18 protein-coding genes are annotated in these 22,895 nt (G+C 45.6%); 13 read left to right on the top strand and 5 right to left on the bottom strand.

The features are described from left to right. Positions 1-33 precede the first annotated feature (33 nt). The 5 genes from K5677_RS04835 to K5677_RS04815 form a co-directional block, all read right to left on the bottom strand. Positions 34-1,179: a proline-rich domain-containing protein gene (locus tag K5677_RS04835; RefSeq protein ID WP_296725324.1), complete on the bottom strand. Its 1,146-nt coding sequence runs from the start codon at positions 1,177-1,179 to the stop codon at positions 34-36. A gap of 65 nt (positions 1,180-1,244) precedes the next feature. Further along, on the bottom strand, positions 1,245-2,150 hold the full coding sequence (locus tag K5677_RS04830; protein WP_296725322.1) for a PP2C family serine/threonine-protein phosphatase: 906 nt from the start codon (positions 2,148-2,150) through the stop codon (positions 1,245-1,247). Positions 2,151-2,183: 33 nt separating this feature from the next. Beyond that, positions 2,184-3,047 (bottom strand): VWA domain-containing protein, encoded by an 864-nt coding sequence (locus K5677_RS04825; protein WP_296725319.1) that lies wholly within the window; start codon positions 3,045-3,047, stop codon positions 2,184-2,186. A 43-nt stretch (positions 3,048-3,090) separates the two neighbouring features. Then, positions 3,091-4,434 (bottom strand): protein kinase, encoded by a 1,344-nt coding sequence (locus K5677_RS04820; RefSeq protein WP_296725316.1) that lies wholly within the window; start codon positions 4,432-4,434, stop codon positions 3,091-3,093. Positions 4,435-4,455: 21 nt separating this feature from the next. Further along, complete coding sequence (locus K5677_RS04815; RefSeq protein WP_296725314.1) at positions 4,456-5,499, bottom strand: leucine-rich repeat protein; 1,044 nt, start codon at positions 5,497-5,499, stop codon at positions 4,456-4,458. A gap of 515 nt (positions 5,500-6,014) precedes the next feature. Here K5677_RS04815 and K5677_RS04810 point away from each other — a divergent pair. From K5677_RS04810 to K5677_RS04750, 13 genes are all read left to right on the top strand, one after another. Continuing rightward, on the top strand, positions 6,015-7,337 hold the full coding sequence (locus K5677_RS04810; protein ID WP_296725311.1) for a substrate-binding domain-containing protein: 1,323 nt from the start codon (positions 6,015-6,017) through the stop codon (positions 7,335-7,337). Between the two features lie 15 nt (positions 7,338-7,352). Further along, complete coding sequence (locus tag K5677_RS04805; RefSeq protein WP_296725310.1) at positions 7,353-8,552, top strand: GGDEF domain-containing protein; 1,200 nt, start codon at positions 7,353-7,355, stop codon at positions 8,550-8,552. Positions 8,553-8,724: 172 nt separating this feature from the next. Continuing rightward, positions 8,725-9,273, top strand: coding sequence for a hypothetical protein (locus K5677_RS04800; protein ID WP_296725307.1), 549 nt, complete (start codon positions 8,725-8,727; stop codon positions 9,271-9,273). A 175-nt stretch (positions 9,274-9,448) separates the two neighbouring features. Next, positions 9,449-10,522 carry a plectin gene (locus tag K5677_RS04795; protein ID WP_296725305.1) on the top strand — a complete coding sequence of 358 codons (1,074 nt, stop codon included), beginning with the start codon at positions 9,449-9,451 and terminating at the stop codon, positions 10,520-10,522. A gap of 40 nt (positions 10,523-10,562) precedes the next feature. Then, entirely contained in the window at positions 10,563-12,305 is a 1,743-nt protein-coding gene (locus K5677_RS04790; protein WP_296725302.1) for a [Fe-Fe] hydrogenase large subunit C-terminal domain-containing protein, read from the top strand. A 354-nt stretch (positions 12,306-12,659) separates the two neighbouring features. Further along, a complete protein-coding gene (locus K5677_RS04785) occupies positions 12,660-14,165 on the top strand; it encodes a carboxylesterase family protein (RefSeq protein ID WP_296725299.1) in 1,506 nt (501 codons plus the stop codon). Between the two features lie 18 nt (positions 14,166-14,183). Next, positions 14,184-15,599, top strand: a complete 1,416-nt coding sequence (locus tag K5677_RS04780) for a family 43 glycosylhydrolase (RefSeq protein ID WP_296725297.1) — start codon at positions 14,184-14,186, stop codon at positions 15,597-15,599. A gap of 305 nt (positions 15,600-15,904) precedes the next feature. Beyond that, positions 15,905-17,230, top strand: a complete 1,326-nt coding sequence (locus tag K5677_RS04775; protein WP_296725294.1) for an extracellular solute-binding protein — start codon at positions 15,905-15,907, stop codon at positions 17,228-17,230. A 98-nt stretch (positions 17,231-17,328) separates the two neighbouring features. Continuing rightward, positions 17,329-18,216, top strand: a complete 888-nt coding sequence (locus K5677_RS04770; RefSeq protein ID WP_296725293.1) for a sugar ABC transporter permease — start codon at positions 17,329-17,331, stop codon at positions 18,214-18,216. 14 nt (positions 18,217-18,230) lie between these two features. Continuing rightward, positions 18,231-19,103 carry a carbohydrate ABC transporter permease gene (locus K5677_RS04765; protein WP_296725291.1) on the top strand — a complete coding sequence of 291 codons (873 nt, stop codon included), beginning with the start codon at positions 18,231-18,233 and terminating at the stop codon, positions 19,101-19,103. 100 nt (positions 19,104-19,203) lie between these two features. Next, entirely contained in the window at positions 19,204-20,676 is a 1,473-nt protein-coding gene (locus K5677_RS04760) for an alpha-N-arabinofuranosidase (protein WP_296725289.1), read from the top strand. A gap of 213 nt (positions 20,677-20,889) precedes the next feature. After that, complete coding sequence (locus tag K5677_RS04755; protein WP_296725286.1) at positions 20,890-21,954, top strand: O-acetyl-ADP-ribose deacetylase; 1,065 nt, start codon at positions 20,890-20,892, stop codon at positions 21,952-21,954. 107 nt (positions 21,955-22,061) lie between these two features. Beyond that, on the top strand, positions 22,062-22,709 hold the full coding sequence (locus K5677_RS04750) for a VWA domain-containing protein (protein ID WP_296725283.1): 648 nt from the start codon (positions 22,062-22,064) through the stop codon (positions 22,707-22,709). Positions 22,710-22,895: the final 186 nt, after the last annotated feature.

Raw genomic sequence — 22,895 nt, 5'->3', positions numbered from 1 at the left:
TTTATAAAAATGATATGGTAATATTGGTCAAACTCACATTTTTTTCTTAAAGTTTAAGTTAGCCTTTGCGACTTTTTTTCTGTCCTTAGCCTGCTTGAGCATATCTTCCTTGGACATTTCATCGCCGCCTGCTGCACCTGTTGAATCCGCATCATCATCGTCAAGGAAATTGCTGAGTCTCTTTTTGTAAGCACTCTCGCCGTTTGACTTTGAAGTGAGGGTAACGCTTACGCTCTGGCTCTGAGCCTGCTGATAAACGCTTCTCATATTTCCGCCGTGAACGGAAGGACCTGCATAACCCTGTCTGTAAGGAGCAGCATTCATAGGCTGCTGATACATACTGTTGGGCATACCGTTATTAAAGCCGCCCGGCTGTGGATAGCCGCCCTGCTGCGGATAACCGCCGTGTGCAGGATAGCCGCCCTGCTGTGGGTAGCCCTGCTGAGGAAAACCGCCCTGCTGCGGGTAGCCCTGCTGAGGGAAACCGCCCTGCTGCGGGTAGCCCTGCTGAGGGAAGCCGCCCTGCTGCGGGTAGCCCTGCTGCTGAGGGAAGCCGCCCGGCTGCGGATAGCCCTGCTGCTGAGGATAACCCTGCTGTCCGTAGACATTTGGGAAACCGCTTGCGCCCTGCTGCTGAGCTGCCTCAGTATTCTCATAGAGGGAATTAGCTGTGTCCTGATTATTAGTCTCTTTATTGAATGGATTAGAGTCATCAACGTCGATACCGCTTGCAAAATCAGCAGGAGCGCCTAACTCTGCTTCGTCGTAGCCGCTGAGGAAATCAGGAGCTGCATCAGCAGGAACGATAGTAGTAGCAATTACCTCCTCATCGGGAGAAAGAACTACCTTACAGCTGCTGTTGTCAACACTTGAATTTACGAGAAGAGAAAGAGCCTCTTCATCCGGCTTGAAATAGCTGTAATCATCAAGAGAAATGACGATCATCTGCTTTGCGATAACGTGCTTTGCAGTAATAATGGACATAACTGCGATCTTTTCAGCGGAAACCTCTTCAACTGTGCCCTCATTTATGGATACAGTGGATACTCCCGAATAGATTTCGTCCGAATCAGCGATTATGAGGCAGAGATTAGCGTCATAATTCACCAGCTCAGGTCTTTTTTCCTTTAGAGTTTCCGCAAAATTCTTAGCTGTGTTGTAGAATGAACCTATTTCCATAAAAAACACCACTTTTCTTAATTTATTAAACGCTGCCTAAGCGTTTAGGAAGATCAAGGCTTATGTCATACTTTTTTATTGAGCAGAGCTGCCTTACGGTCGGCTGCTGCCTGTTTATTCTCTTCGACCTTCTTTTTCAGAATGTCGAGCTTTGCGTTGAGCAGTTCCTCATTATAGATACAAGAGAGGGAAATATCGTCCTCTGTACCGAAACGGGAACGTTTAGCCAGATTATTCTTGATTACCTCCTTAAAGGTCTCAAGATTAGCGAGCTGGCTTGTTATGATAGTGTGATAATCGAGAAAATCGTACTCGCTGCCGAAGGACGTATAGAGTCCGTCGGTAGAGCCGTAAAGAGCTATAAGCTTCTTATTGGGTGCATAAAAGCTGCTGAACATACCTGCGGCATTTGAATTGCACACAGAAGCAGTAACATTGGCAGGAGCAGATTCGTTATATTCCATTGGCATAACAGCTTTACAGTCATCGAAGATAGCTACGAGGCTTCCGTCGCCGATCTGTACGCCGAATGTATAATCATCTCCTGCAACGGCGGCAACGAGAGTAGAGCCGTAGTAAGACTCAGGCAGAATAGCCTCGAATTCCTCGGGAGTAAATTTACTTTTCTCCTCATCGGTAACGGGATTTTCAGCAAGATGCTTTTCGATCTTCATATTCCAGTTAGAGATTATCTGCTTTTCGATATTTTTGATGATGAGCTTATTATTGACGGGAAGGTTTTTTTCAAAAGCATCGCGGTCTTCATAGAATCTGTCTATAGCCTCGATAGCGGCTTCGACAGCGAATTTAGAGCCCATATGGCTTCTGAAATGCTTTTTGCTTCCGTGTCCGTCAGCAACTACAGCGATAGCGTAGTGATCGCCCACCTTGAAAGCAGAGCTGTCCTGGCAAACGAGATTGGTTTTTTCATGACTTGCGCCCATGACCGAATGGCTGAAGCCGTTGAACATAATTTTTCAGTCCTCCTCAGAAGTTTTGAAATATTACCAGCCTGTATCGAAGGGCACGTCGTCTCCGTCTGTCTGGGTGCTTACCAGCTCCTGGATCTGCTGACCGAGGAGCTTCTGTTTTGCAGCGAAAACGTCCTCTTCGCCGATCTCATGACCTGTATCGTCAGAGAGAGTCATACTCTTACTTCCGATCTGTGATGATGTAACAGCGATGATCTTGATCATCTGAGCCAGCTGGCCGCCTGAATAAGCGTGAACAACTGTATCCTTAGAGCCTGTGAACTCTGCGAGGATATTATCGTTAGCCTCCTGACCGATACCGAGAGCGGCTTTAAGTCCGAATTTATACCAGCTGTTTGTCTGGAGCTCTCTGAGACCTTCCTTATAGTCATCTGACGGATAGCCGTCAGTCATGAGGAAGATAACGGGAGCGAAAGAAAGCGAGGGTGAATTGAGGAAGCTGTTTCTTGACATTCTGTGGTTGAGCTCCTTGAAGGCTGCGCCCATGCTGGTAACGCCGCTTGCACGGAGTCTTGCCCACTCAAAGTCCTCTATCGGGATAGGGTTGGAGTACATCCATCTTACCTCGGTAGAGAATGTGAGAACAGCGACCTTTACTTCTGTATCAGCTTCGCCGACTCTGCGTATCTCGGGGATAAGCTCTTCCATAACGGTATTGAGCTCGCCCATTTTCTTTCCCTTCATACTTCCTGATGTATCGATAAGGAAGAATATTACAAGGCTTTTTTTAGAAACACTTGTAGCGCTGAGGGGATCGTCGTCAAAATCGAGAATGCTGTTATCAGACTCGGGAGCTGCAGATACAGCTTCTTTTGTATCGAAATCATCCAGAGGATTAGCGTTTACCTCTGGCTCTGTAACACGTTCATTGCTCATAATTTAATACATCCTTTCAGTATTACTGCTTTAGCTAAGCAGATTATATCTGTGCCTTTACTTCGCCAAAATCGATCTCAAGCCCCTGCCAAACAGGGAATCCCTTGCCGGGAGCTATGTCATAGAACTTTCCGTCGGGCATCTTAGCCTTCCATTGTCTGTCGGAGCAATTCTTGATACCGAGAACGCCCTGCTTGAGCTTATTCTCAACAAGTTCGCCCGCAACGGCTGTAAAGTCGTCGGATTCGGGGATTATCTCACAGGTATAGAATTTATAGCCAAGATAAAGGGGTGTGCGGTAATCGCGGTTGCTGAATCCGATAGTCACGAATTCCATGCCGCACTTCGGACACTTGAATGTCTTTTCATTCTGATGAATGAACATAGAGCTGAAGTTTGTTCTTCCGCAGCCGCACTGTATGATCTCTGATCTAAGGCGTATGAACAGCTTTTGCCATTCGTTCTCGATGATACGCTTTGTAGGATCGGTGACGCCTGTTGTGAATGAACGGATAAAGGCGTCTTTGATATAATCGGGGTAGATTCTCCAGAATTTGATGATGTTATCGTGGATACCTCTTACGGGACGGTTAGAGTCGTCATCGGGATCGTACACGAAAACTGCATTCTGACCGTAGTGCTTGAGCTCTGAGGACTCTGTAAGGCAGACATCGCGGACTACCTTTTCGCCCTCCATAGGATCGCCTCTGAAGAGAAGCTTAAAGAGCACTACTGCAAGTGAATATTTATCAGTCTGGACATTAGGCTGAGCTATGCCTCTTACGACCTCAGGCGCCATATATCCCGGCTTACCGCCGATACCGAAGTTGCTTCCGTCAGGAGCGATGTTATCACAGTCGCAGACGAGAACGGCTCCTGTATTAACATTGATAAAGAAGCCTCCGTCGTTAAGGTCCTGATAGCTCTTACCTGCACGGTGGAGCTGTCTGAAAGCGTTTACGATATTGATGACGCAGGTCACCATAGCGCTGAGAGTGTTGAATTTTACAGGGCGCTTTACTCCGCGTCCTGTAAGCGGGTCGATCTCCAGCTTATAGGTATTGAGGATATCAACAAATGAGTCAAAGCCCTCGGGCTTGAGCTCCATGATATATCCGAAGGTACCGTCCTCTGCTTCCTTTGTAAGGTATTTCGGCCAGAGGAACTTATTGCTGGGCGGACCGTCATTTATATTGTTCTGAAGGTTCTTGCGGAAGGCGGCTGGCTTGCTCATCTTATTGATGTCGTACCATTTGAGCGCCCATTTCTGACCGTTGAAGCGGACAAGGTAAACGATACCCTGACCACCGCTGCCGATAACGCTGAGCACTTTGGCTTTGCCGCCGAATTCCATTTCGACCTCTTGACCTATTTCAAGCTCTATCATATGATCTCATCCTTTCTTTTATTAGTCAAGCTCATATTCTTCAGCCGAGGTCACCAGGGCGAACCTTATTCCAGTGGCTAAACAGTATTTATGAACGTATGAATTTTCTATGCAGTAAATAACAAGATTAGGGCAGTATGAGAAGGCGTTTGCATCGATGAACTTGATGCTCTCGGGTAAAAAGAGCTTTCTGAGCTTTTCACAGCCGGAGAATGCTTCTGCGCCGATACTGCTTACGCTTGGCGGTATCTCGATAACCTCAAGGCTTGTACAGAATGAGAATGTACTATCCTCGATCTCAAGTACACCGTCGGGTATTTTTACAACAACCAGATTAGAGCACTGGCTGAATGCGCCCTGCTTTATTATTCTCAGACCTTCGGGCAGGTCCAGACCTCTCAGACGCTTGCATGAGGAGAAAGCATATTCTCCGATAGCAAGGAGCGTAGATGGGAGCTGGATAGTTCTGAGCGAACCGAACTTATCGAAGCAGAAGGCTTCAAGCTTTGTATAGCCGTCGGGAATGGTGATATTTCCGCTGAGTCTGTATCTCAGAGCGTTACGCGGCATAAATACCATTTCGTTGATATCGACCGGTTTCTTTTTGACCTCTTCTGTCTTCTTATTGCCGTCATCTTCGCCTTCGGGAAGGACCTTTAGATGCGATTCGTAAGGCCAGCCAAGAAGGTATGTATAACAGGCAACAACAAACTCGGAGGCATTCTCCGAAAGAAAAAGGTCGCCGAGCATAAAGCTTTTAGCTTTCATAACAGCGATCTCGTGGTTCTTATCCTCGAGAAGGATCTTGAGCACACCCATATTGTACATATTAATAAGTAGGCGGCGTTCCTTGTCGTAATCGGGGATATGATCGCTGAGAAGACCTATGAATCTGTCTTTATTGGCAACGGCTCTGGTGCCGTCGTTTACAACGATCGACCTAAGCTCATGCTGAAACTCCATAGTATTTTCAAACCCCTCGATATTCTGCGGCACGGGAGCACCGCACTGCGGGCAGGCAGAAAGCTTAGGGTCAAGTGGTGCGTTGCATTTCTCGCATTGCATGATCTCTCCTCCTGACTTAAAAATATAGCAGCGCAAAGTTAAATATGCGTATTTATATTGTTATCACGTTTAGTATAACACTTTTCTATTTTAATGTCAAGGGAAATGAAAGTCGAAAAACAAAATTGAATTATCTTTTACAAAAACCGAGGCTTGTATTTGTGCAAATTTTTTAAGTTCATAACAGAGCGTAATATCGGGAAAAAATATTATTCTTGGAATTGGCTGAGCCAATATTTGTATACTTATTTGTTGAATAAACCCGTCGTATAAAATTGTTTAAAATGCATACAAATTTTTTGATATTTTTGTGTATCGCGCGAATGATGTTTTTACAAAATGTTGTTGAAATTCAGATAAAAATGTGTTAGAATATGTTATGGATATCAATCTATAGCCTGACAGGGGTAAAGCCGTACGCTCATAAGTTCCATGATATGAGGATGTAAATGGAATATCAAGCAGATATCCTGCGGCGGTTTCAGGTATAATTGATCAATAAGGAGGTTCAGCATATGAACAAGAAAAAAAGAAGCACGTTCAAGTCAGTTGCAGCCGGTCTACTTGCTGCTGCAATGCTCGTAACAGGCGGCTGCGGAAAGAGTCCGACGGGCCCTCCCGGTTCACAGGGAGGCGGCACAATAGCTGTTATCACTAAGCAGCAGCTCAGTTTCTGGGATGACGTAAAGAAGGGCGCTCAGGACGCCTGCGACGAATTCGGCTATGATATGGTATATACCGTTGCCGATGGTGATAACGATTACGTTACACAGATCGCTGCTATCAATGATGCTATAAACCAAAAGGCAAAGGCTATCGTAATAGCTCCTAACAGTGAAAAGGATCTTAATGAGGCTCTGACAAAGGCTGTTGACAAGGGCATCAAGGTCGTTGTCATCAACTCAGAGATCGATTCTTCAATGTACAGTATGTTGGCATCACGTATCGGTTCGTCAGAGTCTGACGGTGGTACCGTTGCTGCTAAGAATGCAATAGCTGCTTATAAGAACAAGGGCGGCGACCTTGCAAATGTTGGCAAGATCGGTATCATAGGACATACCGCAGGTACAGCAGAGAACCGTATCAACGGCTTTATAACCAGAATGACAAATAAAATTGCAGAGGCCAATGGTATCGAGGTACCTGAGGAGAATCCGTATGCAGCTCTCGCAGCAGCAGGCGGACAGGGCGGTCCTCCCGCAGGTGTTCAGGGCGGCGCTGCCGCAGGTGCTCAGACCGGTGCTGCCGCAGGTGCTCAGAGTGGTGCTCCTGCCGGCGCACAGACAGGTGCTCCTGCAGGAAACGATAATGCAGGTGCAGCTCAGGTAAATGAAGAGGACCTCACAGAGCTCGAAAAAGCTGAGCTTGTTGTTGCAAAGCACGAGGAAGAGGTAAAGGCTGAAGGCGAGCGCAAGCTGGCTCAGATCAAGAAGAACTTCGTACAGCCAGAGCGCTGTGCAAGAGTAGACGAAGCAAAGGAAGAAACAAAGAAGCTTCTTGGCACTGACGGAAACGGCTTCTCTATCCTTTTCGCAACAAATACAAACACAACACTGGGTGTTTGTGCAGCTGTTGAAGAGCTTGGCCTCACAGGCAAGATCACAATTGTTGGATATAACTCCGATGAAGAAGAGCTTGCTTACATCAGAAGAGGCGTTCTCGACGGTGTTATCCTTCAGAACCCTTACATCATCGGCTACGTTGGCGTAAGATATGCTAAGCAGCACATTAATGGAGGCGGCACAGCTCCTACACTGGATACAGGCGTTACTTATGTAAACGCAGGAAACATGAATGATGATTACATTCAGCTCCTTCTGTATCCTGATAAATATTAATGGAGGTGGATAAGTATGGCAAAAAATACATCTAAAAAGGGCACAAGCGGATATGTCTTCGCTGCTATCCTTATCGCTGTCATTTATGTAATCAATACGTTCCTCGTTGAGAATATCTACTGGAGCAACTCTGAAAACTCAAGAAGAACCTCAACGTGTATGAACTCTATTAACAGAATCAACAGCTATCTTTCAGAGCTTAACAAGAACTCACTCAGTATCGCTGCAGGCGTTGGAAACCCTATGGCTCTCATCGCTCAGACAGACGGTCTGTATGCAAATATACAGGACGCTGAGCAGCAGTTTGAGTCTCTTGAAGGCATATCTCCCGATACTATCAAGAGATACAACTACGCTAAGGCTATGATCGATACCTATAAGAAGAGGCTTGAGGCTCTCGGTACAGGCACTGTTGAGAGCGGTGATCAGAACGCAATGTCAGATGTCATGAACTTTGACCTTTACTCACTTCAGATCACAGCTTCAGAGATGCTTACATCTACTATTGATATAGTAAATATCGAGGCTTCAAAGATGAACGCAAAGAATACTGCAAAGTCATATATCCTCATGACAGTTATGATGATCGTTGCTATTCTCGCTGAATTTGCTGTATGGCTGTTCGCAAGAAGATCAAAGAAGGCAAGGATCGAGCTGGAGGAGCGAGAGATGCGACTTGCAGAGGTCGATGCAAAGCTCAAGAATACACGTCAGAAGGCAAGCGACCTTGCTGTTATGAACGTTCTTACAGGTATGAAGAACCGTTATGCTCTTGATAATGATATCAGCGACAGACTTGAATCAGGCAGATTCCAGATCGCTGTATTCGATATGGATAACTTCAGAAGCATCAACGATACCTACGGCTATGACTTCGGTGATGAGTACCTTGCAGCTGTTGCTGAGAGACTCAAGCAGGAGTTCAGCGATGTTGCTGAGATATACAACATCACAGGTAACGAGTTCTGCTTCGTATTCAATAAGAATATCTCTGAGAGCCAGGCAACAGGTATTGCACAGAATATCCAGCGTGTAATGAGCAGCCCGTATGAGGTGCTCAACCTTACGGTTCAGCTCCCATGCTCAGGCGCTGTTTACCACTACCTGCCGGGTGACTGCCTCAACGTCAACTCCGTTCTCGTTAAGCTTGATACTGCTATGAGAAACGCTAAGATGAACGGCGGTAACATGATCACTACTGTAATGAATATCTGAATTATAGTAAAACGGCGGCTGTCAGCAATGACAGCCGCTTTTTGCACCTTTCGGGTAAAAAAGATTGACATATAACCGGAAAGGTGGTAAAATATACACACACGGATTTTTTATTCTTTTCATATACTTGATATGTTTGAGTTACTATTATCGGGAAAGGCAGGTGTTAAGAGTGAAAAAGTTCGCAGTGTACAGATCGGCTACTGGAAAATACTGCTATCAGTATGCTGATACTTTAGAAGCTCTTGAAGGCACAGGCTTTGAGGAAATAATAACCGAGGAACAGCTCCCCGTAGTATTCGACGGCAGAGGCGGTTATTTCAGGTTCCGTGAAAATGATCCCCATTTCCTGCAAGTGGTCGAAACAGACAAAGAATCTCCGCTGGAGCTTGAGGATATGTTTGCCAAGAATTCCCCGGATTTCAAGCTGGGCTGGATCTCTCCCGAGGGCGATACCTACTCCTGCGCATTTACGAATCACGCAAAATGTGCCAAGATGATAGCTCAGAAATTCTACCCCGATATGAGATTCCCCGAGACTGCTCTTGACAAAAAGGGCTGGCTACAGGTAATAGACTCATGGAACGGCAAGGAGCGCCAGCATGGACAGTTCGTCTTTACAGACCGCGGCATTATAACCCGTAAACAGGCGGATAAGCTCTTTGATCTGGGTTTATATTATAATGAAGAGGTCCAGAAAATACTGGGAGAAGAAGATTGAAACCGAAGGCAAAAAATTAGTTGACATATATTGGGCGGTTTACATAAAACCGCCCTCTTTTTTGTGCAGTTTTTTTATTGACTATATTGTCTTTTTGGTGTATAATATTACTATATCATACTCGATAAGTGCGCGGACTTAGGTTTCGGTCGGGTGGTTCAAGGAGGATATTGATATGGCAGAAACAAGATTTATAAAAACAGTCACCTTCGGTGGATATGAAAAAGAATCTGTTATACGACGCATGGAGTACCTCAACGAGCAGGTGCATGACCTAAGAAACGAATTAAGAGAAACAAAGCTTCTGCTTGAAGCGTATAAAAAAGGAACAGATGCAGAAAAAGCACTTGAAACTGTGCTTTCAGAGGAGCGCGCAAAGCTCACTCAGGTGCAGGTCCAGAATAATACCCTTAACTTGAAGCTAAAGGCTACAGACGACGAGAATGAAAAATATGTTCAGCAGGTAAAAGACCTCAACGATGAGATAGCAGGTCTGAAGGATCAGCTCAAGGCTACCGAATCAAAGTGCGCAGCTCTTATGGCTCAGGACGAGGCAATGGCGCTGAGCAATGTTTTCATTGAGGCGCAGAAATCCTCCTCTATGCTGGAGGGCGCTGCAAAGGCTAAGGCTGCGGAAATAGAGTTCCAGACTAAAAAACTGGCTGAGAATATCGTTTCGGACGCAAATGTTGAGGCTCAGCAGATAATCTTTGAGGCAGAGAGAACTGCTGCCGAGACTATCGCAGAGGCTCAGACCAAAGCCGAGCAGATGAGCGCGGCTTCAAATAATCTCAGAGCTTCTGTGCTTGAGGACGTAAATACACTTAAAATACATATGGGCAAGGTAAGAGATGCCCTTGAAGGCTTCCGCAATATGGGCATAACAAAGCTTGTAGAGGCTGATGAATGTCTAAACAAGACTGAGGAGTCTCTGAAGCAGGGCGGAGTTCCCGTATTCAAGATACCTGAGGCTGTACAGCCCGATATACCCGAAAGACCTATGAGTCTTTCCGAAAAGATACACGACGACGAGGATAAGCGCAAAAAGCAGGAAGAGCTGGATAAGCTCAAGCATATGGCTGAATCGATCGGAAGCAAAAAGGACGAAAAGAATGACAAGGGCGATAAGTCGCCTTCAGATGATGCCGCAGAGCAGAAAGCCGATAATCAGCAGAACGGCGAGAAAAAGAGCGGCAAGCTTGACCTTGCGGCTTTGGCTGCAAAGGCAAATTCTCTGAAGAATAAGTAAAGCAGTTTGATTTTTAATGTCATAAGGAGTTTATATAATTATGAGTGAACTGATCATTGTAAAACCAGAAAAGTGCGTCGGCTGTAATGCCTGCGTAAGAGAATGTCCCGCTCCTGAGGCTAATATTGTAAAGCAGCTTGAGGACGGACGCTTCATAACTATGGTAAATCATGACAAGTGTATCGGCTGCGGCGAGTGCGTAAAGAAGTGTACTCACGGCGCAAGAGACTATATTGACGATACAGATGACTGTATCTCCGATATTATCAAGGAAAAGCTTATAATCATGGCTTCTCCTGCTATAAAGACAGTTCTGCCTACCAAGTGGAAGGGCGTTCTTGACTGGTTCAAGAAACAGGGCTGTACAATATTTGACGTATCATTCGGTGCTGATATCTGCACATGGGCTCATATAAGGACAATGGAGCAGGATAAGATAGGCAATATCGTTACTCAGCAATGTCCTGCTATCGTAAAGTACATAGAGAGGTACCAGCCTAAGCTTCTTCAGAACCTTTCACCTATCCACAGCCCCGTTGCGTGCAGTGCTATATACATAAAGAAGTACCTGAGAAGAAATAATCCTATCGCTCTTATCTCTCCGTGTATCGCAGAGAAGTATGAGTCACAGGATACAGAGCTCTTTGAGTACAACGTTACTATAAAGAAGCTCCTTGAATATTTTGACAGAAACGATATCAATATCCCGATAGACACCTCAGAGGACTATGAGTATAAGTTCGACGAGCCGCAGGGTCAGATGGGCGCTATCTATTCGCGTCCCGGCGGACTGAGAGACAATATGTGGCTCCACGATCCTGAGCTCAATATCACAAACTCAGAAGGCGTACACAAGGTTTATTCCGAGATCGAGATGTACAGCAGAATGCCTGAGTCAAACCACCCGAGGATATTCGATGTTCTCTCATGTGAGTTCGGCTGTAATATCGGACCTGCTTCGGGCACAAAGCAGACAGTTTTCGATGCTATGACAACTATGAGAGCTGTAGAAAACGAGGCTAAGAGCCGCCGCAAGTCAGGCGGTATCATGGGACGAGGCGACGACAAGCTCTTCAAGAGATTTGATGACGAGCTCCGTGTGGCTGACTTCCTGAGAAACTACAAGCCATCTATGCCCTCCCCTATCCCGAATATCAATCAGCTTCAGCCCATATTCGAGAAAATGGGTATGCATACCGATGAGGAGCGTTCTTACGACTGTCATGCCTGCGGCTATGACACCTGCCGTGATATGGCTATCGCTATATACAGAGGTCTCAATACTCCCGATAACTGTATCGTTCATGCAAAGTCGGTACTCCTTGCAAGACACTCTGTACTGAACAGACAGAATGAGAAGCTTGCTGAGATTACAGAGGAAGTTCTCGCACTTTCTGACAAGCTCAAGGAGAATGTTGCAAATATCACCGATAATATGGAGAATATCGGCGAATCCACATCAGCTACCAGTGAGAGAGCTGCTGTAGTTAAGGACCTTCTTGAGAATGTTGTTACCTTCTGTAACGATAACTCAACTATGGATGCAGACAGTGTATCACAGCTCACATCTATCCTTGAGACTACCATTGATGCATTCAGCGCTCTTGATGATAATGTTACCATCACAAATGAGAGCTCAGAGACTATCAATAATTCTATCAACGACATTATCGCACTTGTTGGAGATATCAATGAAGTCCTTGTAAAGGCTGGTCAGGGCAAGACCGAAAAGCTTGAAGACCTTGATAAGCTTGCTGAGGAGCAGGATAAAAAGGGCGAGTAAGCAGACAAGCAGCATAATAATACAAGCGCCGATATTTCCGCGGAAATATCGGCGCATTCTTTTTTCTGATCTCAAGAGGTTTAGCTGTCAAGCGCACATAATTTTTTCTCATTTGGTATTGCAATTTGTACATTTTAATGTTAAAATGTTTTCAGAGCATCTCTAAAGACTATTTGGTTAAGGAAAAAACAGATAGGTGCGGCAGAGGCAAGGAAAGCTCCTGAAGGTGTGCTGACGCACTCCGAGGGAGTTTGACGCAGCATATGCTGTGCATAGCTGTTTTTTCTCAAAAGTGGTTTTTAGAGATGCTCTTAGGTATGTTATGAACCGTTTCATGGTAAAGGAGTTGATTTTTTGTTAAGGACAGCAAATACAGAAAACGGACAGGTCCGAGGTCTGCCCGCAGCCGATCCGCGTATAACCGTGTTCAAGGGCATACCCTTTGCAGCTCCGCCTGTGGGTGAGAACCGCTGGAGAGCTCCTCAGCCTGCCGAAAACTGGAATGGTGTCCGCGACTGCTTTGAATTCGCGCCTATATCCGTTCAGGATACCCCGGGCATAGGTGATGATATATACTGCCGTGAATGGCACGTCGATCCTGATATACCCATGAGCGAGGACTGCCTCTACCTTAATATATGGACGAATGCCAAGTCCGCAGATGAGCGCAGACCTGTGCTTGTATGGTTCTTTGGCGGCGCTTTTCAGTGGGGCTATACCGCTGAGATGGAATTTGACGGTGAACGCCTTGCAAGGAGAGGTATCGTCGTAGTAACTGTGAATTACCGTCTGGGTGCGCTGGGATTTCTCTGTCACCCGCAGCTGATAAGTGAGCAGCCCGATGCGCCTTGTAATTTTGGCTGTCTCGACCAGCAGGCAGGTCTCAGGTGGGTTCGGCGCAATATTGCTAATTTCGGCGGTGACCCCGATAATATAACCATAGCAGGTCAGTCCGCAGGCGGCGGAAGTGTAATGGCACAAATGGCTTGCAGAGACAATGAGGGTGATTTCAAAAGGGCAGTGGTCATGAGCGGTATGTTCGGCTCGCCCTATGAGGTCAATGACTTCTTTCTTCCACAGAGCCTTGAACAGGCAGGAAAAAAGGGAGAAAGGCTCTTTGAGTATCTGGGCGTCAATACTCTTGAAGAAGCAAGAAGGCTGGACGCTGATTATATACGCAGCAAATATTCCGAGCTTCGCAGCAGAGGCGAGATGTTCTTCACAATAGTTGAGGACGGCTGCTTCTGCACACAGGACCCTATGGCGGCTTTCAGGAACGGCACACGGATACGTGTACCTGTTATGGGCGGCAATACAGGCGATGAATTCATTGAGTTCATCAATGCGTCAGATGACAACGAGCTGGAAATGAAGGCTAAGGAGTACTTCGGCAGCAGGGCTGAAGAATTTCTGGCGCTTTCAGAAGCAAAAAACAGAACAGATCATGGTTATGCCCCTGTTTCCTCACCCGAGTTGGGTGTGAAAGCAGCTTTTCTCGGCGAGAACAGACAGAATAAGCCGAAAAACTGCTACTATTACCGCTTTATTCCTGATATACCCGGCGAAGATGCTCCCGGAACATTCCATTCTTCTGATCTGTGGTTCTTTTTCGAGACACTTGCAAAATCCAGCAGACATTTTGAGGGCAGACATTATGATCTTGCAAGACAGATGTGCGATTACTGGGCTAATTTCATAAGGACAGGAGACCCCAACGGCTTTGATGTCAACGGAAATAAGCTCCCTCAATGGAAGCCCTATACTGATACCGACCGCAGCGAAATGCTGTTCACCGGTGACGGTGCAAAGCTATCCGCTGAGCAGAACGGTCTTGTTACGTTCCTGCTGGATATGATATGAATAATAAGGAGGATTTTTATGAGCAAGAAACAGGCGTTCAATCCCTATCTCCCAAGCTGGGAGTATATACCCGACGGTGAGCCCTATGTATTCGGTGACCGCGTTTACATCTATGGTTCTCACGATCTCTGGAACGGCTATGTATTCTGTATGGGCGACTATGTGTGCTGGTCAGCACCAGTTGACGATCTCGGGAACTGGCGCTATGAGGGCATTATATACCCCAGAAATGCCGATCCTATGAATCGTGACGGTCATATGTGCCTTTATGCGCCTGATGTTGCAGTTGGTCCCGACGGAAGATACTACCTCTACTATGTGCTTGATAAGGTGGGCGTTATGTCTGTTGCTGTATGTGATGAGCCTGCCGGCAGGTACGAATTCTACGGCTATGTTCACTATCAGGACGGTACACGCCTCGGAGAGAGAGAGGGCGATGAGCCCCAGTTTGATCCCGGTGTCATTACTGAGGGGGACAAGACCTATATGTACAGCGGATTCTGCCCCGGTGGAGACAGGGCGAGAACAGGCGCAAAGGTCGTCACACTGGATAAGGATATGCTGACTGTTATCACCGAGCCTCAGACCGTAGTCCCCGGCAGCTGTTACAGCGCAGGTACTCAGTTCGAGGGACACGCCTTTTTCGAGGCATCTTCCATACGCAAGGTGAACGGCAAGTATTACTTTATATACTCATCAGAGGTCATGCATGAGCTTTGTTATGCTGTCAGCGACGAGCCCCTCGGCGGCTTCAGATACGGCGGAGTGCTGGTCAGCAATACCGATCTGCATATCGGCACATATAAGCCGGCAGATATGCCATCGAACCGCGGTGCAAACAATCACGGCAGTATAATCGGGATAAACGGCGAGTGGTATATCTTCTATCACAGGCATACCAACGGTACATGGTTCTCCAGACAGGGCTGCGCAGAAAAGCTAACTCTCAATGCTGACGGAAGCTTCGAGCAGGCTGAGCTCACTTCCTGCGGTCTGAACGGCGGTCCTCTTGTGGGCAGGGGCGAATATCCTGCTTATATCGCCTGCAATATCTTCGGCAGAAAGCCCGAGGTCTATATCGGCGACCTCAATGCGCCGCGCATAATGCAGGACGGCAAAGACGGCGATGAGGAGACAGGATATATCTACAATATCAAAGATGGCACCAACATAGGCTTCAAGTACTTTGACTGCAATGGTATAACTAAGGTAAGTATTACTACACGCGGCTACGGCGACGGAGTTTTTGCAGTCAAGACTGCATGGGACGGTGAGGAGCTTGGAGAGATACAGATAGAAAACAGTAACGTATGGAAGAGGTCATCTGCTGACATAAGGATACCTGACGGAGTGAACGCAATATGGTTCACATTCAAGAGTAAAGGCAGCTCAGACCTTTGTTCATTGTCACTTGGTTCGTTCACTATGGAATGATTTTATTGACCTTTACGACAAAATAATAATGACGATTTTATTAAAAAACCGTTACAAAAAGGTTAAATTTCAGATTTTCCAACCATTTTTTGCTATCATTTTATGAAAAAAATCCGTCCGCTTATCTTTTTTTGCTTTTATCGCACATATTTATTGACAACCAGTAGATAATATGGTAAAATTTACACAGGGCATCAGAGAGGTGCCAGAACAAAAACGGTAAAACCGTAAAACTTGCCGTGCAGCATATAATGTAGAACTTAAATGGTATGCAGTATACGGCACTTAACCAGGAGGTAAGAGAAATGAAAAAAAGAAGAATTTTCGCAACACTTATGACAGCAGCAATGCTCGCTACTACACTTGGAAGCTGCGGTAACAGCTCATCAAGCAGTTCAAGCGATACCGGCGCTTCTACAAACAACAGCGGCGGTTCTAAAAAAAGCTCAGGTGCTCAGGAACTCACATGGATGTTCTGGGACGACCTTGACGCTACCGAGGACCTTATCTCACTCGGCTATAAGGATACTATCGAGAGATTCAACAAGGATCACGAGGGCGAGTATCACGTAAAGCCTATCACAACAAACCTCGAAGAATATTACAACAAGCTCAACGCTCTTGTTGCAGCAGGCGATACACCTGACGTATTTATCGTAAGCCCTGGTCCACAGCTCACAGACTATGTTGAGCCCGGCGTTGCAGCTCCACTTGATGATTACCTCAGCAAGGACGGCTGGAAGGATACATTTGCAAGCGACGCTGTATTCACACAGCAGACATACGACGGCAAGATATATGCTATACCGCTTAACACTGCTGCTGCTTGCTGCTTCTACAATACAGAGATGTTTGAGAAGGCAGGCGCTAAGGTTCCAACAAACTGGGACGAGATGATCACAGCTTGTGATAAGCTCCAGAGCGCTGGCTATACTCCTATATCCATTTCAGCTGGTACTGCATGGTGCCTCTCAATGGTAGCAGGTTATCTCTGCGAGGCAGAGGGCGTAGACCTTGCTAAGCTCGCTGACGGTTCTGCTTCATGGGAAGATGGCAAGCTTGAGAGTGCTTGCGATAAGCTCCTTGAGTTATCCAAGTACTTCCAGAAGTCAGCAGCTGGTGATTCAAACGATGTTGCTACAGCAAACTTCTACAACGAAGAGGCTGCTATACTTATTCAGGGTTCATGGGTTATCGCTCAGATAAACGGTGCAAATGCTGGCTTTGAGTCAAAGTGCGGCGTATTCCAGTTCCCTGGCGTTGACAGAATCATCGCTAAGTCTGACTCACTCTGCATGAGCTCATCTTCTAAGAATCCAGATGGCGCAGCAGCTCTTATCAAGTACTTCACAGATGACACAGCTCAGAAGTACACTGCTGAAAAGGGTGGTAAGATCCCTGTAACAAAGGTTGACTATGATGTAAACGTTGCTCCTAAGCAGCTCTCATACGTTATGGATGTATTCGGCAAGGCATCAGGTACATTCGGCTTCTACAACGAGTCATTACCTACAACTGAGACAGGTTCTCACTTTGACGATACAATGGTTGCAGTATTCCTCGGCGATATGAAGCCTGCAGACGCTGCAAAGGATATGGAAGATTTCTACAAAGCTAACTGCAGAAAGTAATTTCTGACTAATTCCGAAAAATATAGGGGCGCGTAGCCTGCGCCCCTATTTTGTTTTAATCTTTTATTATTTTTTTTTCTGAAAGGAGTTGGTCCAGGATGGACAAAATGCTCAGGAACAAGAAAGCACTGCTTGTTTTCATGCTTCCAGCTTTTCTTTTGTTCACACTGGTGCTTTTTATACCGATCATTCAGTCGGTGTATTATTCATTATGTGATTATAAAGGCATGACCAAACCGGTTTTTATCGGACTTGATAATTACAAGAATCTGCTTCACGATCAGACCTTTGGCATTGCTCTCAAGAACTCGTTTTTCTTCCTTGTTTTCTCATGTGTGTCACAGCTTATCTTAGGTCTTATCTATGCAGCTGTACTGACAAACATAAAGAAAGGAAGAAATCTGTTCAAGAATATTATTTATCTTCCCTGCGTACTTTCTTCGGCAGCTCTCGGTCTGTTGTGGCTGTTCATATTCAATCCGAAGCTCGGTATCAATCAGCTCCTTATAAAATGGGGCGTTGAAGATCCGCCTCTCTGGCTGATGTCTACAAAAGGCTTTATGCCGCTTCCGATGTGGATGATCGCATTTGTTGCTCTCTGGCAGTATGTAGGTCAGTCAATGATGCTTTATATGGCTCAGATATCAGGTATAAGCAAGTCTCTCATGGAGGCAAGCTATATCGACGGCTGTACAAAGCCTATGTCATTCAGATACATAACTCTCCCTCTCATCAAGCCAATGGTTGCTACAGCTATGTCTCTCAATGCAATAGGTTCTCTGAAGTTCTTTGATCTTATATGGAATATGACCGTGGGCGGACCAAACCACAAAACAGAGGTTCTTGCAACTCATCTTTACCAGCAGGGCTTCAAGTTCTTCAAATACGGTTATGCAAGTGCTATAGGTGTAGTACTGCTTGTGCTCTGTCTGTTGGTAACACTGTTTATCAATAAGGTCATAAAGACCGAACAGTATGAAATGTAAGGAGGTACGGTCAGATGAAATCTTCAAAATCATTTGCAGCTGAACTGGAGCCTACCTCCAAGAATAAGCTTTCGCCTGTCCAGATAGTCATATACGTATTTCTGATACTGATCTGCTTAGTTTATATCTTACCTCTTCTTTGGGTGGTAAATGTATCATTCAAGACGAAAATGGAGATATTTACAGATCCTTTTGCACTTCCTCATAAGCTATTATTTGAGAACTATACAGTTGCATGGAAAGCAGGAAAGCTTGGCGTAGCTACACTTAACTCTTTCATTGTATGCGTTGTTGCTCTTATATTAAGCTCTATCATCGGTTCTATGGCTGCATTTGCCATTGCCCGTCTGCGCTGGAAGGGCTCAAAGCTCGCAATGACTTATTTCCTTACAGGTATGATGATACCTGTACACTGCGTACTTATCCCGCTGTTTACAAGATTTTCAAAATTAGGTCTTTCAAATTCACTTTTAGGACTTATAATCCCCTATCTTACCTGTTCACTTCCAATAACTATATTCATTATGACAGGATTCTTTAAGGGACTCCCGAACGAGCTTATCGAATGTGCTTGTATGGAGGGCGCGAATATCTTCCAGATATTCTTCAAAATATGCCTGCCGCTCAGTAAGACAGGTCTTTTTGTAACAGGACTTATGACCTTTGTCGGCAACTGGAATGAGCTTCTTATGGCTATGGTATTCATCTCAGATGACGCCAAGAAGACGCTTCCTGTAGCGCTGTCAAAGTTCGTCGGACCTCATGGTACTAACTATTCGCAGATGTTTGCGGCTATTGTGATCGCTATCATTCCTACTATAGTAGTTTATTGTGCATTCTCCAACAAGATCGTTGACGGTCTTACAGCAGGTGCTGTAAAGGGCTGATCAAAGCGTGTTTGGGGGATATTAAATAAGCATATCGTTGTATTTGAACGGACAGCTTATTTATTATATTGATTACGTAATAAGATCTGGAGTTTAAGCTATGAAAGCAAAAATAACGATAAATATCTCGGATGCTATCGGTGATATTGATCCGCGCATATACGGCTCTTTTATCGAACACCTCGGGCGTGCGGTCTATGGCGGCATTTATGAGCCGACACATGAAAGCGCTGACGATATGGGTTTCCGCAAGGACGTATTAGAGCTCGTTAAGACGCTGAATGTACCTGTTGTACGCTATCCCGGAGGAAATTTCGTATCGGGCTACAATTGGGAGGACGGTATCGGTGACAGGTCAAAGCGTCCGCGAAAGCTGGAGCTCGCCTGGAACAGTATCGAGACCAATGAGATCGGCATCGACGAGTTTCAGGAATGGGCAAAACGTGCAGGCGCCGAAATAATCATGGCGGTGAACCTGGGTACACGAGGTGCGGACGAGGCACGGAATCTCGTAGAATACTGTAACCTTGACACAGATACATATTATGCTGATATGCGCCGCAAAAACGGCTTTGATAAACCTTTCGGCATAAAGATGTGGTGTCTGGGAAACGAGATGGACGGCGAATGGCAGATAGGTCACAAAACTCCGCAGGAGTATGCCCGTCTTGCCTGTGAGACAGCAAAGCTGATGAAGCTGACTGATCCCACCATTGAGCTTGTTGCCTGCGGCAGTTCGAGCCCCGAAATGCCTACCTTCGGCGAATGGGAACGAACTGTACTGCGCGAGTGCTACGATCAGATAGACTATCTTTCCATGCACAGCTATTACGGCAATACCGACGATGATACCGCGGATTTCCTTGCATCATCAATGAATATGGAGCAGTTTATCATAGATACTGCAAAGATATGCGATGAGATAAAAGAGGAGAAGAAGTCTGACAAGGTCATTATGCTTGCCTTTGATGAATGGAACATCTGGTTCCACAGCAAGGAGCAGGATAAGCAGATAGACCGCTGGCAGATAGCTCCGCCGCTTTTAGAGGACATCTTTAATGTTGAGGACGCACTTGTTGTAGGCACTCTGCTGATAACGCTTCTGCGTCACTGCGATAGGGTAAAGACTGCTTGTCTTGCTCAGCTTGTCAACGTAATTGCTCCTATCATGACCGAGACAGGAGGCAGACTGTGGATCCAGACCATTTATTATCCGTTCCTTCACTGTTCGGTGAACGGACGCGGAAAGGCTCTGAATACTGTTTGCGAATGCGGCAAATATGACACAAAAAATCACAGCAATGTGCCGTATATCGAGAGTATTGCAGTAGCGAACGGCAGTGATGTCACTTTGTTTGCAGTCAACCGCTCGGCTGACGAAAGCTGTGAGCTTGAACTCGACGGATTTGACGGATATAAGCTTGTATCCCATACAGTTCTGACAGATAATGATATGAAACGCTGCAACAGTGCAGATGAACCAAATGCGGTCTCACCTGTACAGCAGGAAATAAGCGGTGAAGTAAGCCTTGTTCCGCGTTCATGGAATATGCTGAAATTTACTGCAAAGTAATTAATAAGCCTGCCTGTTATTTAAAACAGGCAGGTTTTTTGTTTTTGGCTGTAAGTATTGATAAGCTGCGTCATGTATGTTATAAGCGCGGAGCCCGCGCCGCCATTTTCGCGCTGGAATAAATATCTGCATCACCTTTTTGCCGCGATTGTTGCTATTTTCTAAATTATATGCTATAATTTGATAAATCAGATTGAAACGGAGGTTGCCTATATGCCTTTTAGGATAATCAGGAACGATATTACCAAGGTCAGAGCCGACGCTATCGTCAATGCTGCAAATTCCTCATTGCTGGGCGGAGGCGGAGTTGATGGTGCTATACATCATGCGGCAGGTCCGCAGCTGCTGGAGGAATGCAGAACTCTTGGCGGCTGTAAAACAGGTGAGGCAAAGCTTACAAAGGGCTATGCTCTCGGCTGTAAATATATCATACATACCGTAGGTCCTGTGTGGCACGGCGGTGACCGCAGTGAGAAAGAGCTTTTGCGTTCATGCTACAGGAACTCCCTTGAGCTTGCAAGGGAAAACGGCTGTGAGAGCGTGGCTTTTCCGCTTATATCATCGGGTATATACGGCTATCCCAAGGATAAAGCTCTTGATGTGGCGGTTTCCGAATTCAGAAGCTTCCTTGACGAAAATGAAATGGATATTACACTTGTCATATTCGATAAGGACTCATTTGAGGTTAGCTCGGGTATTGTCGGTGAGATAAGACAGTATATAAGTGACGCTTACGCCAGAAAATGTGCTGATAGAGACAGAAGAAACAGAGACAGCGATAAAGTTCTCGGAATGTACCATACCGCCGAAGCAGCGAAACCTCTCGGATTATTCGGCAGAAAAAAGGAAAGCATAAAAGAAAACGCTGCAAATATCATGCTCGAGGAAGATATTTGCTGTGAGACCAGCGATGATCTTGAAAATATTCTGAAAACCCATGATGAATCATTTTCGGAAGCGCTGCTCCGACTCATAGACGAAAAGGGCATGACAGATGTAGAGACCTATAAAAAAGCTAATATCGATCGCAAGCTCTTTTCAAAGATACGCAGTGACAAGAACTATAAGCCTAAAAAGCAGACCGCAGTTGCTTTTGCTGTCGCCCTTGAACTTGATCTCGGCGAAACGGAAGAGCTTCTGAAAAAAGCGGGATTTGCCCTGTCAGACAGCCTGAAATTCGATCTGATAATCCGTTATTTTATCGAACGCAGCAATTATAATATCTATGAGATAAACGAAGCATTGTTTGCTTTTGACCAGAGTCTCATAGGTTCATGATTTGTCGCCTTTGAAGCGACCAAAATACCTCCGTGATGATGTATACTGTAATTACAGTAAAGGAAACGATAAAGCGGTTCCGAAAAAATCAAAACGGAGGTATTATTATGAAAAAGAACTTAACTGAACTGGTATTCATTCTTGATGAAAGCGGCTCCATGAGCGGACTTACAGCTGATACTATCGGCGGATTCAATTCACTTATAGCAAAGCAGAAAAAAGAAGAGGGAGAAGCACTTGTCTCTACTGTATTCTTCAGCAATGATTCAAAAGTGATACATGACAGAGTAAAGCTGGAAGATGTTCCCGAGCTTACCGACAGAGACTATGTTCCTTCAGGATGTACGGCACTTCTTGACGCAGTGGGGGACGCAGTTCATCATATCGCTAATATCCATAAGTATGCCCGTGAAGAAGACGTTCCAGAAAAGACGCTGTTCGTAATTACGACGGACGGTATGGAGAACGCCAGCAGAAAGTACAGTCACAAGGATGTGAAGAAGCTCATAGAAAAAGTGCAGGAGGAAAAGGGCTGGGAGTTCGTATTCCTCGGAGCTAATATTGACGCAGCCGAGACAGCAGGCTCTATCGGTATCAGAGCTGAAAATGCAGTTGATTATCATGCTGATTGCTGCGGTACAGAAGTGCTTTACGAAGCTGTCGGCTGCGCTGTAAGCAGTGTAAGAGCTAAAAAGGGCCTCAATAAAGCCTGGAAGTGTTCTGTAGAAGCTGACAATGAGCGCAGGAAAAAATGATCAGGTCTGAAAATAGAAAGGCTGGACTCAAAAACCAGCCTTTTTATGTAAGCGTCAAATAAAGGACGTATTCCTCCCAAAAGGAATCTGGTGTATAATAAAGTCTAAGCAGCTCCATAGACTAAATTAGATAAGCTAAAATAGTCTATGGAGTAAACTGGACTAAATTAGACATAGGAGGAATAC

The sequence above is a fragment of the Ruminococcus sp. genome (genome assembly GCF_024684275.1).
The sequence above is the reverse complement of the archived record's forward strand: the minus strand, read 5'-3'. Positions and strand labels throughout refer to the sequence as shown.